This window comes from Streptomyces orinoci (genome assembly GCF_003121295.1).
Lineage (GTDB): Bacteria > Actinomycetota > Actinomycetes > Streptomycetales > Streptomycetaceae > Streptomyces > Streptomyces orinoci.
In genome coordinates, this window is the sequence record NZ_PHNC01000007.1 from 113,292 (window position 1) to 129,860 (window position 16,569).

General features: G+C 71.8%; 14 protein-coding genes. 2 read left to right on the forward strand and 12 right to left on the reverse strand.

What is annotated here, in order from left to right:
* Window positions 1-144 precede the first annotated feature (144 nt).
* Window positions 145-1,257, forward strand: a complete 1,113-nt coding sequence (locus tag CV755_RS04405; RefSeq protein WP_109278805.1) for an FAD-dependent monooxygenase — start codon at window positions 145-147, stop codon at window positions 1,255-1,257.
* Between the two features lie 60 nt (window positions 1,258-1,317).
* Here the strand turns inward: CV755_RS04405 and CV755_RS04410 are convergent, their stop codons facing one another.
* The 6 genes from CV755_RS04410 to fmt form a co-directional block, all read right to left on the reverse strand.
* Window positions 1,318-2,733, reverse strand: a complete 1,416-nt coding sequence (locus CV755_RS04410; protein WP_241560987.1) for an amino acid permease — start codon at window positions 2,731-2,733, stop codon at window positions 1,318-1,320.
* 428 nt (window positions 2,734-3,161) lie between these two features.
* Complete coding sequence (locus CV755_RS04415) at window positions 3,162-4,604, reverse strand: GuaB1 family IMP dehydrogenase-related protein (protein WP_109278806.1); 1,443 nt, start codon at window positions 4,602-4,604, stop codon at window positions 3,162-3,164.
* Between the two features lie 190 nt (window positions 4,605-4,794).
* Window positions 4,795-5,784, reverse strand: a complete 990-nt coding sequence (locus CV755_RS04420; protein WP_109278807.1) for a sugar-binding transcriptional regulator — start codon at window positions 5,782-5,784, stop codon at window positions 4,795-4,797.
* 144 nt (window positions 5,785-5,928) lie between these two features.
* On the reverse strand, window positions 5,929-6,615 hold the full coding sequence (gene rpe, locus CV755_RS04425) for a ribulose-phosphate 3-epimerase (RefSeq protein ID WP_109278808.1): 687 nt from the start codon (window positions 6,613-6,615) through the stop codon (window positions 5,929-5,931).
* Window positions 6,616-6,659: 44 nt separating this feature from the next.
* Entirely contained in the window at window positions 6,660-8,087 is a 1,428-nt protein-coding gene (locus tag CV755_RS04430) for an RsmB/NOP family class I SAM-dependent RNA methyltransferase (RefSeq protein ID WP_109278809.1), read from the reverse strand.
* 37 nt (window positions 8,088-8,124) lie between these two features.
* Window positions 8,125-9,060: a methionyl-tRNA formyltransferase gene (gene fmt / locus CV755_RS04435; RefSeq protein ID WP_109278810.1), complete on the reverse strand. Its 936-nt coding sequence runs from the start codon at window positions 9,058-9,060 to the stop codon at window positions 8,125-8,127.
* Window positions 9,061-9,316: 256 nt separating this feature from the next.
* On the opposite strand from fmt, the gene CV755_RS04440 reads away from it, so the two are divergent.
* On the forward strand, window positions 9,317-9,835 hold the full coding sequence (locus CV755_RS04440; protein WP_109279016.1) for a hypothetical protein: 519 nt from the start codon (window positions 9,317-9,319) through the stop codon (window positions 9,833-9,835).
* A 128-nt stretch (window positions 9,836-9,963) separates the two neighbouring features.
* On the opposite strand, the gene CV755_RS04445 is transcribed toward CV755_RS04440, so the two are convergent.
* The 6 genes from CV755_RS04445 to CV755_RS04470 form a co-directional block, all read right to left on the reverse strand.
* Window positions 9,964-12,075, reverse strand: a complete 2,112-nt coding sequence (locus tag CV755_RS04445) for a primosomal protein N' (protein WP_109278811.1) — start codon at window positions 12,073-12,075, stop codon at window positions 9,964-9,966.
* Between the two features lie 324 nt (window positions 12,076-12,399).
* Window positions 12,400-13,608 (reverse strand): methionine adenosyltransferase, encoded by a 1,209-nt coding sequence (gene metK, locus CV755_RS04450; RefSeq protein ID WP_109278812.1) that lies wholly within the window; start codon window positions 13,606-13,608, stop codon window positions 12,400-12,402.
* Window positions 13,609-13,798: 190 nt separating this feature from the next.
* A complete protein-coding gene (coaBC, locus tag CV755_RS04455) occupies window positions 13,799-15,001 on the reverse strand; it encodes a bifunctional phosphopantothenoylcysteine decarboxylase/phosphopantothenate--cysteine ligase CoaBC (RefSeq protein ID WP_109278813.1) in 1,203 nt (400 codons plus the stop codon).
* Between the two features lie 99 nt (window positions 15,002-15,100).
* Entirely contained in the window at window positions 15,101-15,373 is a 273-nt protein-coding gene (gene rpoZ, locus CV755_RS04460) for a DNA-directed RNA polymerase subunit omega (RefSeq protein ID WP_030360466.1), read from the reverse strand.
* A 62-nt stretch (window positions 15,374-15,435) separates the two neighbouring features.
* Window positions 15,436-16,026: a guanylate kinase gene (gene gmk / locus CV755_RS04465; RefSeq protein WP_109278814.1), complete on the reverse strand. Its 591-nt coding sequence runs from the start codon at window positions 16,024-16,026 to the stop codon at window positions 15,436-15,438.
* Window positions 16,027-16,063: 37 nt separating this feature from the next.
* The gene (locus tag CV755_RS04470) at window positions 16,064-16,387 is read right to left on the reverse strand and encodes an integration host factor (protein WP_109278815.1); all 324 of its coding nucleotides are present in this window, start codon (window positions 16,385-16,387) and stop codon (window positions 16,064-16,066) included.
* Window positions 16,388-16,569 lie beyond the last annotated feature (182 nt).

Genomic DNA, 16,569 nt, shown 5'->3' on the forward strand with positions numbered 1-16,569 from the left:
TCCTGTACTAGCACAGAGGCTAGCAGCCGACTTGCCGCCACAGCCGCCCAACTGTCCTAGTTCAGAAGCGAAGAAGGCCGCTTGGCAGAGCTGTGCGTACGGCGTACATTCAGGAGCGTACACCGTACGAAGGGGGAGGTTCCCATGCACTCTGTCCTGGTTTCCGGCGCCGGCGTCGCCGGACTGACACTCGCCTACTGGCTGCGCCGCAACGGCCATGAGGTCACCGTCGTCGAACGGGCACCCGCCGTCCGGCCGGGCGGGCAGGCCATCGATGTGCGCGGAACGGCGCTTGAGGTGCTCGACCGGATGGGGCTGAGGGAGCGGGCAGCGCTCGCCCGGACCGGGCTGCGCGGCATGGCCATGCTGGACGGCCAGGGAAACGAACTGTGGCGCTCCACCGAAATGACCATCAGCGGCGGCCGGCTGGACAGCGAGGACATCGAGCTGCTGCGCGAGGACCTCACCTCACTGCTCCATGAGCGGGCCCGTCAGGCGGGTGCCGAGTTCCTCTTCGGTGATTCCCTGTGCAGCCTGGCGGACGGGCCGGACGGCGTCCTGGCCGGCTTCGAGAGCGGGGCCGAGCGGACCTTCGGCCTGGTGCTGGGGGCGGACGGGCTGCACTCCCGGACCCGGGCGCTGGCCTTCGGCCCGGAGCGGGAGTTCCTGCACCATATGGGGAGCTATCTCGCGGTGTTCAGCGCGGAGAACTTCCTTGGGCTGGACAACTGGGAGATCTGGCTCACCGAGGGCCGGGAGGCCACTTACTGCGTCTATCCGGTGCGCGACAACAGCCAGTTGCGGATCACCCTGGGCTTCCGCTCGGAGCCGGTCGCCTATGACCACCGTGACACCGAGCGGCAGCGGACCCTGCTGACCGAGCGGCTGTCCCATGTGGGCTGGGAGACCCCGCGGCTGCTTCAGGCCATGCGCCGGGCCCCGGACTTCTACTTCGACTCCTTGGCGCAGATCCGGATGGACCGCTGGTCAACCGGCCGGGTGGCGCTGGTCGGTGACGCCGGGTACTGCCCCTCGCCATTGTCCGGCCAGGGCACCAGCCTGGCGCTGGTGGGCGCCTTCATCCTGGCCGACGAGCTGCGGGCGGACGGTGACCATGTCAGTGCCTTCGCCCGCTATGAGACGCGGATGCGCCGTTATGTGGAACTCAACCAGGCGCTGGCACTGGCGAATCAGGAGGGCTCGCCCGACGAGAAGGCACTGGAGCAGGCCAAGTACGCGGTGACTCTGGACCGTTGAGACGGCGAGGGCCCGCGCGGGAATTCCGCACGGGCCCTTGGGGCGCCTCCCCGGTGGTGCTCAGCCCTCCAGGGTCACCGTCTCGCGTTCCTCCCGGGCCAGCCGCGAGGACTTCATTCCGTAGAGGAAGTAGATGACCAGGCCGACGGCCATCCAGCCGGCGAAGGTCAGCCAGGTGACAGCGGGCAGGTTGACCATGTTGTAGACACAGAGCCCAAAGCCGATCACCGGGAAGACCGGCCCCAGCGCCACCTTGAAGCTCCGCTTCATCTCCGGACGGGTCCGGCGCAGCACAATCACCGAGACATTGACCAGCGCGAAGGCGAACAGGGTGCCGATGCTGGTGGCGTCGGCCAGCTGGTCCAGCGGGATGGCGGCGGCGAGCAGGCCGCAGAACAGCGAGACGATCACGGTGTTGGCGCGCGGCACCCCGCTCTTGGCGTGCACCTTGGCGAAGACCTTGGGCGCCAGGCCGTCCCTGGACATCGCGAACAGGATGCGGGTCTGGCCGTAGAGCACGGTCAGCACCACACTGGCGATGGCGATCACGGCGCCGGCCGCCAGCATCACCGACCAGAAGCTCTGCCCGGTGACATCCTTCATGATCCCGGCCAGCGCGGCCTCGGCCCCGTCGAACCGCTTCCACGGCATGGCACCCACCGCGACGGCGGCGACCAGGCAGTAGAGAGTGGTGACGATCAGCAGCGAGAGCATGATCGCCTTCGGCAGGTCACGCTGGGCGTCCTTGGCCTCCTCGCCGGCCGTGGAGGCGGCGTCGAAGCCGATGTAGGAGAAGAACAGCGAGGCTCCGGCGTGGCTGACGCCCGCGATGCCCAGCGGCATAAAGGGCTTGTAGTTACCGGACTTGATGCCCTGGAAGGCCACCGCACAGAACAGCAGCAGCGCCGCGATCTTCACACAGACCATGATGGTGTTGGCGCGGGCGCTCTCCTTGGCGCCGCCCAGCAGGAAGGCCATGCACAGCAGCACCACCAGCAGCGCCGGAAGGTTGAAGTACCCGCCATGGCCAGGGGGGTTGGCCAGCCAGCCGGGGATGGTGACCCCGATGGTGCCGTCCAGCAGCTCATTGAGGTACTGGCCCCAGCCGACCGCCACCGCGGCCACCGAGACGCCGTACTCCAGGATCAGGCACCAGCCGCAGACCCAGGCGATCAGCTCGCCCAGGGTGGCGTAGGCATAGGAGTAGGAGGAGCCGGAGACCGGGATGGAGCCGGCCAGCTCCGCGTAGGACAGCGCGGAGAACAGCGCGGTCACACCGGCGATCACAAAGGAGATGATCACCGCCGGACCGGCCTTGGGGACCGCGTCGCCCAGCACCACAAAGATGCCGGTGCCCAGGGTGGCGCCGATGCTGATCATGGTCAGCTGCCACATACCGAGCGAGCGTCGCAGCGTACCGCCCTCGCCGTGGCCGCCCTCGGCGACCAGCCGCTCCACCGGCTTGCGCCGCATCATACGGCCGCCGAATCCGGTGGCCGGGCGGGGGGACCGCTGGTCCTCGCCGATGGCGGGGGCCGTTGTGTCTTGGTCCAACACTGGGGTCGCTCCGTTTCCTCGCTGCCAGTGGAACACCGGTACCGCAGCGGCCACCCACGGGCCATCGGCAGGACGAGCAACCCGGAAGAAAAAGAGGGGGACCGCGGGAAGCGGTACCCGCCACTCCACGTACTGCGCAGGACCTTATGGGGAGGGGACCTGCGCTGGTAATGCACCATTCTTGCGCATGCCCGCACGATCGTTGCGTCTGCACGTCAAGAACGACTGTTCATTGCATGTCATCTTACGCATGGATATGCAGTACCGTCAATAGGCATGTGCCGCATAACGCACAAAGGGGCGCGACCCTTGAAGGCCGCGCCCCTTTTCGCAGGTGAGACGAGGTGTTACTGCCAGCTGGCGTGCAGCGGCTTGCCCTCCGCGTAACCGGCGGCGCTCTGTACGCCGACCACGGCGCGCTCGGCGAACTCCGCCAGGTTGGCCGCTCCCGCGTAGGTGCAGGAGGAACGGACACCGGCGATGATCGAGTCGATCAGGTCCTCCACGCCCGGACGGGCCGGGTCCAGGAACATCCGGGAGGTGGAGATGCCCTCCTCGAACAGGCCCTTGCGGGCCCGGTCGTAGGCCGACTCCTCGCTGGTGCGGTTGCGCACGGCACGGGCCGAGGCCATGCCGAAGCTCTCCTTGTACAGCCGGCCGTCGGCGGTCTGCTGGAGGTCGCCCGGGGACTCATGGGTACCGGCGAACCAGGAGCCGATCATGACATTGGAGGCACCGGCGGCCAGCGCCATGGCCACATCGCGCGGGTGCCGGACGCCACCGTCGGCCCAGACGTGCTTGCCGAACTTCTTGGCCTCGGCGGCGCACTCCAGCACCGCGGAGAACTGCGGGCGGCCCACACCGGTCATCATCCGGGTGGTGCACATGGCGCCGGGGCCCACACCGACCTTGATGATGTCCGCGCCGGCCTCGATCAGGTCGCGCACGCCCTCAGCGGCCACGATGTTGCCGGCCACGATCGGGACCTGCGGGTCCAGCGCCCGGACGGCCTTGACCGCGGCGATCATGCCCTCCTGGTGACCGTGCGCGGTGTCCACCACGATGGTGTCCGCACCGGCCTCCAGCAGCGCCTTGGCCTTGCCCGCCACATCGCCGTTGATGCCCACCGCGGCGGCGATCCGCAGCTTGCCCTGGGCGTCGGTGGCCGGGGTGTAGAGGGTGGCGCGCAGCGCGCCCTTGCGGGTGAGGATGCCGGCCAGCCTGCCGTCCTTGTCCACCGCGGGTGCCAGCTTGCGGTGCGCGGCATCCAGCTGGTTGAAGGCCTCGCGCGGGTCCATGTCCGCGTCCAGCAGCAGCAGCTCCTTGGACATCACCTCGGAGAGCTGGGTGAAGCGGTCCACCCCGGTCAGGTCGTGCTCGGTGACCACGCCGACCGGGCGCTGGTCCTCGTCCACCACCACACCGGCGCCGTGCGCCCGCTTGGGCAGCAGGGCCAGGGCGTCGGCCACGGTCTGGGTGGGGGCGAGCACGATCGGGGTGTCGAGCACCAGGTGGCGGCTCTTGACCCAGGAGATGACGTCGGCGACGACCTCGATGGGGATGTCCTGGGGGATGACCACCAGTCCGCCCCGGCGGGCGACCGTCTCGGCCATGCGGCGGCCGGCGATGGCGGTCATATTGGCGACGACCAGCGGGATGGTGGTGCCGGTGCCGTCGGGCGAGGACAGGTCCACGGCCTGCCGGGAGCCGACCGCAGAGCGGCTGGGCACCATGAAGACATCGTCGTACGTCAGGTCGTACGGCGGCTTCTGGTCATTGAGGAAACGCATACTGGCTCTCTCACCTGCGATGTTGAATGCGGATGCGGGTGGGGAGTCAGCTCGAACCAGCACCGGATCGGGCTGAGGTTCCTGGACCCATCATCCATGATGATCCCGGTTTCTGGCGAACTCCTGTCGCATTCTGTGGCTTCGGCCAAGAGTGCCTGTCGCTTCGGCCAATTCTCCGGGCGCAGGCGGGTCAGCGGGTGTCGGGGTCGGCCCGGTCCAGCGCCGGGCGCGGGCCGGGGCCGGTCTGATGGAGCAGATAGTCCGCGGCGGCGGTGTCCGTGACCAGGCTGGTGACCAGCCCGGAGCGCAGCACCGCGCCGATCGCCGCCGCCTTCCGCTGCCCGCCGGCGATGGCCACCACCTCCGGTATGCGGCGCAGCCGGTCCGCCTCCACGGTGATGCAGCGCTCCCCCAGGTCCCGCCCGATGCGGCGGCCCTCGGTGTCGAAGAGGTGCGCGGACATCTCCGCGGCCGCCCCCAGCGAGGCGTAGTGGGCGCGCTCCTCGTCGCTGAGCATGTCGTAGACGGTGGAGATGCCCGGTTCCCAGGAGCCGATGGAGACGGCCGCCACGGTCACCTTGTCGAAGTAGTCGAAGGCCCGGGCGATGCCGGTCTGGCCGCGCAGCGCGGCGGCGGTGGCCGGGTCGGGGAGCAGCATCGGGGCGTAGATGGGGTGCGCCTCGCCACCGGAGACGGCGGCCGCCCGGCGCACCGCCTCCACCGAGCCGCGCTCGGCGGTGCCCGCGTCATAGACGCCGGTGAGCTGGACGACCGTGCACGGCGGCAGCCGGTGCAGCGCCGCCGCCATATGGATGGTGGAGCGGCCCCAGGCCAGGCCGAGTACATCGCCCTCGTGCACCAGCTCACCGAGCAGGCCGGCCGCCACCTCGCCGAGGTTCTCCGGGTCGGGGGCGTCCTCGGCGGCGTCGGCCGGGGACTCCACGACCACCGCGTGCCGCAGGCCGTAGCGGGCGCGCAGCGCGTCGGAGCGCTCCGCGTCCAGCTCCGCCGGCACCCGGATCTCGATCCGTACCAGGTCGCGCTCCAGTGCCGTCTCCAGCACCCGGGCCACCTTGAAGCGGCTCACGCCGAACTCCTCGGCGATCTGGATCTTCGACTTGCCCTCGAGGTAGAAGCGGCGGGCCATGGCGGCCGCCTGCACCAGCTCGGCGGGCCCCATCGGCGCGGCTGAACGGCCCGTCGACACCACGGTCTCCTCACTGCTGTGTTGGCGTTGTGACTGGACCGTCATCCTGTCAGAAAACGGCGGTCCTTGATCAGGTCTTGACCCCGGCCCGGACAACCGGGCCGGGGCCGAGCCTGCTCAGTGCCCGCAGGCCCAGGACGCGGTGGCGGTGGCCGCCTCGGCCCGCCCACGCAGCGAGCGTACGGCCGCCGCCGGGTCGTCCGCACCGTAAACGGCGGACCCGGCCACGAAGACATCGGCGCCCGCCTCGGCACACCGCTCGATGGTGGAGGCCGAGACTCCGCCGTCCACCTGGAGCCACAGCTGGAGGCCGTGCCGGGAGATCAGCTCCCGGGTGCGGCGGATCTTGGGCAGGGTGACGTCCAGGAACTGCTGGCCGCCGAAGCCGGGCTCCACGGTCATGATCAGGATCATGTCGAGTTCGGGCAGCAGGTCGGCATAGGGCTCGATGGGCGTCGCGGGCCTGAGCGCCATCGAGGCCCGGGCGCCCTTGGCCCGGATCTCCCGGGCCAGCCGCACCGGGGCGGCGGCCGCCTCCGCATGGAAGGTGACCGAGCCGGCCCCGGCCTCCACATACTGCGGGGCCCAGCGGTCCGGGTCGGCGATCATCAGATGGCAGTCCAGCGGGATGTCGGTGGACCGGCTGAGTGACTCCACGACCGGCACGCCCAGCGTGAGGTTGGGGACGAAGTGGTTGTCCATCACGTCTACATGGAGCCAGTCGGCCCCCTTCACGGCCTGCGCCTCATCGGCCAGGCGGGCGAAGTCCGCGCTCAGGATGCTGGGGTTGATCTGGACACTCATGCCCCCAAGACTGCCATGTCCGCGAGGCGGCGCCGACAGCGAGGTCAGCCGGTACGGCGCAGCAGGGCCAGGTACATCGCGTCGGTGCCGTGCAGGTGGGGCCAGAGCTGGACATCGGGGCCGTCGCCCAGCGAGGGCACCCCCGGCATCAGCGGACGGGCGTCGATCCACTCGGCTGCCGTGCCCGGCTGCTTGAGGACGTCCTCCACCACCGCCCGGGTCTCCGCCGGGTGCGGGGAACAGGTGGCATAGCCCACCACGCCGCCCACCCGCACCGCGCGCAGCGCCTGCCGCAGCAGCTCGCGCTGCAGGGGCGCGAAGCCGGCCACATCCTCCGGGCGCCGCCGCCAGCGGGCCTCCGGGCGGCGGCGCAGCGCGCCCAGCCCGGTGCACGGCACATCGACCAGGGCGCGGTCGAAGCTTCCCGCCCGCCATGGCGGGCGGGTGCCGTCGGCGGCGATGACCTGGTACGGGCCGGGGTTGCCGGCCAGGGCGCGGGCCACCAGCCGGGCCCGGTGCGGCTGCTTCTCGGAGGCCAGCAGGGCCGCTCCACGCCCGGCGGCCAGGGCGCCCAGCAGGGCGGCCTTGCCGCCGGGGCCGGCGCAGCCGTCCAGCCAGCGGTGGTCCGGGCCGTCCAGCGGAGCGTTGGCCAGGGCCAGGGCGACCAGCTGGCTGCCCTCGTCCTGGACGCCGGCCCGGCCCTCGCGGACCGCCTCCAGCGCGCCGGGCTCGCCGCCCTCGGCCATCCGCAGGGCGTAGGGGGACCAGCGGCCGGGCCGGGTGCGCTCGTCGCTCAGCTCTTCCACGGTGGCCCGGCCGGGGCGGGCGACCAGGGTCACCTCGGGCCGTTCGTTGTCCGCCGCCAGCAGGTCCTCGATGCCCTCCCGGCCGCCGCCCAGGGCGTCCCACAGGGCGGAGACGATCCAGCGGGGGTGGGAGTGGACGACCGCGAGATGCTCCTCGGGGTCCTCGGCGTAAGGCGGCGCGACCTTTTCCAGCCAGCCGTCCAGGTCATGGGCGGCGATCCGGCGCAGCACCGCGTTGACGAACTTCGCCCGGCCGTCGCCCAGCACCACCCGGGCCAGTTCCACGCTGGCGGAGACCGCCGCATGGCTGGGGATGCGGGTGCCCAGCAGCTGGTGGGCACCCAGGCTGAGCACATCCAGCACCGGCGGGTCCACCTCGCGCAGCGGGCGGTCCACGCACTGGGCGATGATCGCGTCATAGGTGCCCTGGTGGCGCAGGGTGCCATAGACCAGCTCGGTGGCCAGGGCGGCGTCCCGGGCGTCGAAGCCCTCCTTCTCCCGGGCCTTGCGCAGCAGCGGCGGCAGGACCAGGTTGGCGTAGGCGTCCCGTTCGTCCACCGCCCGCAGCGCCTCGAAGGCCAGGATGCGCACCGGGTCCTTCTTGGGCCTGCGGTGCGGCCGCGGGGGGCGCTTGCCGGTGGGGGCGGGGCCGTTGCCGTGGTTCAAAAGGTGCTCCGGATAACGAGGTGGCGAAGGTCCAAGCCTACGCCCCGCCCAGCCTCTCGCCTGCGGCGATGCGTACGCCACGGGCCCAGTCGGCGGCCTTCATCGGCTTCTTGCCCTGCGGCTGGACCCACAGCAGTTCCACCGCGTGCGAGCCGGTGCCCACATGGACGCTGTTCTTGCCGGCGACGATCTCGCCGGGGGCCAGATCGGTACGGCCGTGGTCCAGGGCCACCTGCATCACCTTCAGCCGCTCGCCGCGGAACAGCGTCCAGGCGCCGGGGGCCGGGGCGCAGCCGCGGACCACCCGGTCCACCCGCAGGGCGGGGGCGGCCCAGTCCAGGCGGGCGTCCTCCACGGTGAGCTTGGGGGCCAGCGAGACGCCCTCGGCGGGCTGCGGCACCGGCTTGAGGGTGCCGTCCTCGATGCCGTCCATGGTGGCGGCGAGCAGCCCGGCGCCCGCGAAGGCCAGCCGGGTGAGCAGGTCGCCGCTGGTGTCGGTGGGGCGGACCTGTTCGGTGATCACGCCATAGACCGGGCCGGAGTCCAGCCCCTCCTCGATCTGGAAGGTGGCCGCCCCGGTGACCTCGTCCCCGGCCAGCACCGCGTGCTGCACCGGGGCGGCGCCGCGCCAGGCGGGCAGCAGCGAGAAGTGCAGATTGACCCAGCCATGGCGCGGGATCTCCAGGGCCGGCCTGGGCAGCAGCGCGCCATAGGCGACCACCGGGCAGCAGTCCGGGCCGATCTCGCGCAGCCGGGCCAGGAAGTCCTCGTCACGCGGGCGGGCGGGCTTGAGCACCTCGATGCCGGCCTCCTCGGCGCGTTCGGCGACGGGGCTGGCCACCATCCGGCGGCCGCGTCCGGCGGGCGCGTCGGGACGGGTGACCACGGCGACCACCTCATGGCGCTCGGAGGCGATCAGGGCGTCCAGGGCGGGAACGGCGACCTCGGGGGTACCGGCGAAGACGAGCCTCATGGGGGACGAACACAACCTCTCAAGCACCGGGCGGGACGGCGCACCAGTCTAGGCGGGGGCCGGAGTTGAAGGGGCGTGCGGGGCAGCATGCGCCTCATTCCGGCGGATGTGCGCCCCCATACCGTGACCCGCGGGGCTGTGGCGCGTTGGGTCAAGAGAGATTGACCGAACCGGGCCGCAACCGCGGCCCGCTTCCATTGCGTGTCAACTCTCTCTTGCTTACGTCCCGTTCACCGCCGGTTCGAGAGGCTTGTTCATGCCCGACCACGCAACCCATGACGCCCAGGCGAGGGCCAGCCTGCATCTTCTGGTCCGGGACATCGAGCGGGTCCGCCGACAGGTGGACGCGCTTCGTACCCTGACCGCTCAGCTGGGCAATGTCTACCGTCCACGCCGTACCGGCCCGTCCTCGGGATTCGTGGTCTACGGGCGCGCCCCCGCTCCCACCGTCCGGCTGGCGCAGGAACTGCGCGACAGCGTGGAGACCCTGGTGACGGCGGCGGTCGACTTCGACCGCTCACTGGGCTTCTCCTGGGACGCGGTGGGCTCGGCGCTGGGCGTCACCAAGCAGGCGGTGCACCGGCGTTACGGGGCCCGGCGGGCCAATGGTCAGGCCACGGTGGAGAGTTCGGCCACCGAGCCGAGCACCGCCGCGCTGACGCCCTCGGCGATGCCGGTGGTGCCCGCCGCCCGCTCGGTGCCAGGGCAGCCCTCGGGTCCGCTCCGGGAGGAGCCGGCCCGCCCCTCGGCCTTCCCGGGCCCGCGCAACGGCTGACCAACCAGTCGGCCGCCGACGGTGACCAGCCGTCCACTGGAGAGTCCGGCCAACTCTGCTGACGGTAACGGGCGGTTGCGGGTGGGTGCCCACGCGCCGCCAGGCGCGTGCAAGCCCCCAGCGGCGGGTCAGCCGATATCCGGCGGATCCATCCGCAACCGCACGACAGGGCCCGCGCCCCGCGCCAGCCGCACCGCCTGCGCCGTCTTCAGCGCCGCCGCCAACTCGCCGCCCAGCCCCGGGCGGACCCGTACCAGCACCCGCTCCTCCCCCGGCGCGGCCCCCCGCGAGGTCACCGGAACGGGGCCCAACAGCTCGGCCTCCGAGGGCAGTTCGGCGGCGGCCAGCAACTCGGCGACCGCGTCCGCCGGTCCGCTCACCGAGGCCATCCGGGACACCGGCGGAAAACCCAGCTCCGCCCGCTCGGACAGCTCCCGCACCGCGTGCCCGGCCGGGTCCCAGCGGACCAGCGCCTGCACCGGCCGCAGGGTGGGCTCGGCCACGATCACCACCTGGCCGCCCGCCTCCTGGCCCCGTACCAGCGCCGCCGCGCCCAGCCAGCGGCGCAGCGCCTCCTCCCCGGCCCGCAGGTCGGGCAGCGACAGCAGCGCCCAGCCGTCCAGCAGCAGGGCCGCCGCATAGCCGCCCTCGGCGACCGGCTCCGCCCCGGGTGTGGAGACCACCAGGGCGGGGGTGTCCGGCACGGTGTCCAGCACCTGGTCCCGGCCTGAGGTGCGCACCGGGACCGCGGGAAACGCCCGTCCCAGCTCCTCGGCGGTGCGCCGGGCCCCCACCACCCTGGCCCGCAGCCGGGTGCCGCCGCACTCGGCGCAGTGCCAGCCGTCCTGCCGCCGGCCGCACCAGCCGCAGTGCAGCGCGCCATCGGCGTCATGTGCCTCCAGCGGGCCGGCGCAGTCCGCACAGCGGGCCGGTTCCCGGCAGCGGTCGCAGGCCAGCCGGGGGACATAGCCCCGGCGCGGCACCTGCACCAGCACCGGGCCGCGCTCCAGGCCCTCGCGCGCCACCCGCCAGGCCAGGGAGGGCAGCCGGGCGGCCCGTGCCGCCTCGTCCCGGGCCAGCTCGCCGTCGCCGACGGTACGGACCAGCGGGGCCACGGCGCGTATCCGCTCGCGGTCCGCCGCCAGCGGCCTGGCCCAGCCGGTCCGTACCAGCTGGGCGGCCTCGACGGTGCAGGAGAAGCCGCCCAGCAGGAACGCCGCCTTCTGGTGGGCGGCCCGCAGCAGCAGCACCTCCCGGGCGTGCGGCTGGGGGGCGTGCGGTTCGGCATGGCTGCCGTCGCCGTCGTCCCAGATCGCCAGCAGCCCCAGGTCGCGTACCGGGGCGAACATGGCGGCCCGGGTGCCGACCACCGCCCGTACCGCCCCACGGTTGACCGCCAGCCAGCGGCGGTAGCGCTCCTCGGGGCCGGTGTCGGCGGTCAGCAGCACATGCCGCCCCGGGCCCAGCAGCTCACCGAGGGCGGCATCGACCCGGGCGGCGCTCCGGCCGTCGGGCACCACGATCAGCACCCCACGCCGGGAGGCCAGGGTGGCCGCCGCGGCCCGGGCCAGCTCCATGGCCCAGTGCTCTCCCGGCAGCGCGGTCCATACCGCCCGGGGGGAGCCGCCGCGGGCCAGGGCGTCCAGAAAGCCGGGGCCGGTGGGATAGCGGGACCAGCTGCCGGGCTGCGGGGCGGCGGGCGGCGGCAGCAGGGCGGGCGAGGGCTCGGCCTCGATCCGGGCGTGCCGGGGGGGCACCGCCAGCTGAAGTACGTCCGCCAGCGAGCCGGCGTAGCGGTCAGCCACCGCCCGGCACAGCCGCAGCAGCTGCGGGCCCAGCACCGGCTCCGGGGAGAGCACCTGGGCGATGGCGGCCAGCGGGCCCTGATAGTCGGACTCGGCCACCCGCTCCACGATGAAGCCGTCCAGCAGCCCGCCGCCCTCGCGGCGGCCCTGGTGCACATTGCGGGCACCGGCGCCGAAGCGGACCCGTACCCGGGTGCCGGGCTGGGCGTCGGCGTCCAGCTCGGCGGGCACGGCGTAGTCCCAGAGCCGGTCCAGATGCACGGGGCCCTTGTCCACCAGCACCCGGGCCACCGGGAGCTCGGCGGCCAGTGGGGCGCCTCGCCAGGTGCGCGGCTTGGCCCTCGGCACATCCGCCTTGCGCACCAGCTCCCGGATGAGAGCCAGCTGCTCCGCCTGCTGCGGCTCCTCCTCCGGGTGACCGTTTTCGCTGCTCACAGGCTCAGTCCTACCAGACGGCTCGGACAGTGGCCGCCGCGCCCGACGGGCGGCCCAGCCGTTGACCGGGACGAGCCGCCTTCCCGGCCCGGTGCAGGCCGCCACCGGCTGTCATCCGCACGATCTCGGGCGCCGGCGGTGCCTTCGGTGCGGGAACCGTCCCCGGAACCGGACGTCTGCCTACGGACCGTACGCCATCAGGTGCGGGCCGTGCGGGGCTGGTCGCGCAGTTCCCCGCGCCCCTGATGAGGTGCCCGGCAACGCATCGGGGTCCGGAGACCGCTGCTCGGTCTCCGGACCCCGAGGACAGCGGGTCGGCGCGGGTTACAGCCCCACGGCCTTGCGCAGCGCGTCCACGCGGTCCGTGCGCTCCCAGGTGAAGTCGGGCAGCTCACGGCCGAAGTGGCCATAGGCGGCGGTCTGGGAGTAGATCGGGCGGAGCAGGTCGAGGTCGCGGATGATCGCGGCCGGGCGGAGGTCGAAGACCTCGGTGATGGCGTGCTCGATCTTCTCGGTCTCGACCGTGTTGGTGCCGAAGGTCTCGACGAACAGACCGACCGGCTCGGCCTTGCCGATGGCGTAGGCGACCTGGACCTCGCAGCGCGCGGCCAGCCCGGCGGCGACCACGTTCTTGGCCACCCAGCGCATGGCGTAGGCGGCGCTGCGGTCCACCTTGGACGGGTCCTTGCCGGAGAAGGCGCCGCCACCGTGGCGGGCCATGCCGCCATAGGTGTCGATGATGATCTTGCGGCCGGTCAGGCCGGCGTCGCCCATCGGGCCGCCGATCTCAAAGCGGCCGGTGGGGTTGACCAGCAGGCGGTAGCCCTCGGTGTCCAGCTTGATGCCGTCCTCGACCAGCTCCTTGAGCACGTGCTCCACCACGAACTCACGGATGTCGGGGGCCAGCAGCGACTCCAGGTCGATGTCGGAGGCGTGCTGCGAGGAGACCACCACGGTGTCCAGGCGGACCGCCTTGTTGCCGTCGTACTCGATGGTGACCTGGGTCTTGCCGTCGGGGCGCAGGTAGGGAATGGTCCCGTTCTTGCGCACCTCGGTCAGCCGGCGGGACAGCCGGTGCGCCAGGTTGATCGGCAGCGGCATCAGCTCGGGCGTCTCGTCACAGGCGTAGCCGAACATCAGGCCCTGGTCGCCCGCGCCCTGCTTGTCCAGCTCGTCCTCATCGCCCTCGACCCGCGCCTCATAGGCGGAGTCCACGCCCTGGGCGATGTCCGGGGACTGGGAGCCGATGGAGACCGAAACACCGCAGGAAGCGCCGTCGAAGCCCTTCTTGGAGGAGTCGTAGCCGATCTGAAGGATCTTCTCGCGCACCAGCTGCGCGATCGGCGCGTACGCCTTGGTCGTCACCTCGCCGGCCACATGCACCAGGCCGGTGGTGATCATCGTCTCGACGGCCACCCGGGACGTGGGGTCCTCACGGAGCAGGGCGTCGAGAATGGTGTCGCTGATCTGGTCAGCGATCTTGTCGGGGTGACCCTCGGTCACGGATTCCGAGGTGAACAGGCGGCGGGACACATCGCTCCCTGGGGTTGCAGCGGCTGCTGGCTGATCATTTGATGGAGTCGGCCGAGAGCTGCGCTCGACGCGGATCCGGTGCCAGTTTATCCGTCCTTGGTGTGCACGGGGCATGGGGTTGGCCATCACCGGCAACGTGACCTGCGACACCAGCCTCTCAAGCCGCACTGGAACACGGAATCGAGCGGCATCAAGGGAGACGGCGGACCACCAGGTCCCATACCACATCGGCGAGGGCCTCCTTGGGGCCGTGCGGCACGGGCGTCTCCTCACCGTCGGCGGCCAGCACCACGGCCTCGTTCTCCGTGGAGCCGAAGGTCTTGCGCTCCCCCACCTCATTGACCACCAGCAGGTCACAGCCCTTGCGGGCCAGCTTGGCGCGGCCATGGGCGAGGACGTCGTCGGTCTCGGCGGCGAAGCCGACCACCACCTGGCCGGGGCGGGCGCGCTCGGCGGAGAGCTCGGCCAGAACGTCCGGATTACGCACCAGCTCCACCGGCGCGGGCTCCTGGCCCTCCTGCTTCTTGATCTTCCCGGCGGCGTAGTGGGCGGGCCGGAAGTCGGCCACCGCGGCGGCCATCACCACGGCGTCCGCGTCCGCCGCCGCCTTGAGCACCGCCTCCCGCAGCTGGACCGCGGTGCCGACCCGCACCACATCGGCCCCGGCCGGATCCGGCAGCTCGCTGTTGGCCGCGACCAGGGTGACCCTGGCCCCGCGGGCCACGGCGGTACGGGCCAGTGCGTACCCCTGCCGGCCGGAGGAGCGGTTGCCCAGGTAGCGCACCGGGTCCAGCGGCTCCCGGGTGCCGCCCGCGCTGATCACCACATGGCGGCCGGCCAGGTCGGCGGGGAGCGGGCCGCGGGCCAGCACCCGGCGGCAGACCTCGAAGATCTCCTCGGGGTCGGGCAGCCGGCCCTTGCCGGTGTCCGCCCCGGTCAGCCGGCCGACGGCGGGCTCGATCACCACGGCGCCGCGGCGGCGCAGGGTGGCGACATTCTCCCGGGTGGCCGGGTTCTCCCACATCTCGGTGTGCATCGCGGGCGCGAAGACCACCGGACAGCGGGCGGTGAGCAGGGTGTTGGTCAGCAGGTCGTCGGCCAGGCCGTGGGCGGCCTTGGCCAGCAGGTCGGCGGTGGCCGGCGCCACCACCACCAGCTCGGCCTGCTGGCCGATGCGGACATGCGGCACCTCGTGCACGGTCTCCCAGACCTCGGTGGCCGCCCGGTGGCCGGAGAGCGCGGACCAGGTGGCCTCGCCGACGAAGTGCAGCGCGGCGGCGGTGGGCACCACCTGGACGTCATGCCCCGACTCGGTGAGGCGGCGCAGCAGCTCGCACGCCTTGTAGGCGGCGATCCCGCCGCTGACTCCCAGGACGACCTTGGGCTTGTCCATCGCTCGCTTCTCCCCGCGCCGCACGAAGTGTCTGTCCATCCATGACACACCAAGGGTCCGACAGCCGTGCTGCCGGACCCTTGGTGAAAGCCTTGGCCCTTACTGAGCCGGGGCCTCGACGGCCTCGGAGGTCAGCAGACCCGCGTTGATCTCGCGGAGCGCGATGGAGAGCGGCTTCTCGTGGACGTGGGTGTCCACCAGCGGACCGACGTACTCCAGCAGACCCTCGCCCAGCTGCGAGTAGTACGCGTTGATCTGGCGCGCCCGCTTGGCGGCGTAGATCACCAGGCTGTACTTCGAGTCGGTCGCCTCGAGCAGCTCATCAATCGGCGGGTTGATGATGCCCTCGGGCGCGGTGATGGAAGAGGACACTCTCTGCCTTCCGACGGGGGGTTGCGATCCAGTTGATTCGGGATCTTAAGGAAATTCCCAGTTCAACGCAGCAAGGCTAGCAGCTCGCGGGCCACGTCCTCGACGGAGGTGTTGACCAGCGTCACATCGAACTCGGACTCGGCCGCCAGCTCCACCTTGGCGGTGGCCAGCCGGCGCTCGATCACCTCGGGCGATTCGGTGCCCCGGCCGGTGAGCCGGCGCACCAGTTCGTCCCAGCCGGGCGGGGCCAGGAAGACCAGCTGGGCGTCCGGCATGGTTTCCCGCACCTGGCGGGCGCCCTGCAGGTCGATCTCCAGCAGCACCGGCTCGCCGGCCTCCAGGCGGTCCAGTACGGCCTGGCGGGGTGTGCCATAGCGGTTGCCGGCGAACTCGGCCCACTCCAGCAGCTCGCCATTGGCGATCAGCTTGTCGAACTCCTCGTCGCCCACGAAGAAGTACTGCACACCCTCCTGCTCGCCGGGGCGCGGCTTGCGGGTGGTGCAGGAGACCGACAGCCACACCTCGGGGTGGGCCTTGCGCATATGGGCGACGACCGTGCTCTTGCCGACCCCGGAGGGGCCGGAGAGCACGGTCAGCCGCGGACGTCTGGCCGGGGGTACGGGGGTCGTCCCCCGGGAGACAGCATTACTCATGCGGTGATTATCCCGGTTCCCGGGAGTGCCTGGGAACTCAGGCAGCGTGGCTGCCGAACTCCCGCTCCAGGGAGGCGATCTGGTTGGAGCCGAGCCCGCGGACGCGGCGGCTCTCGGAGATCCCGAGTCGTTCCATGATCTGCTTGGCGCGGACCTTGCCCACGCCGGGCAGGCTCTCCAGGAGGGCGCTGACCTTCATCTTGCCGATGACGTCGTTCTCCTGGCCTTGCTTGATGACCTCGTGCAGCGAGGCGCCGGAGTGCTTGAGCCGATTCTTGACCTCGGCGCGCTCCCGGCGAGCCGCGGCGGCCTTTTCGAGCGCGGCTGCGCGCTGTTCAGGGGTAAGGGGCGGAAGAGCCACGCCTACGTCACCTCGGATGTCGAACTGTCGGATACGGACCGGTGAGGAACCTAGTCGGCCCACACCTGGGGAGCAACGAGCAACGCGCTTGCACGTTCGCTCTTGTCGGAGACTAGCGGCCGATCCCGCTCCAGTCAGCGAGAACAGACGAAAAGTCCTGGTCAGCCTTGCTCGACCAGGAC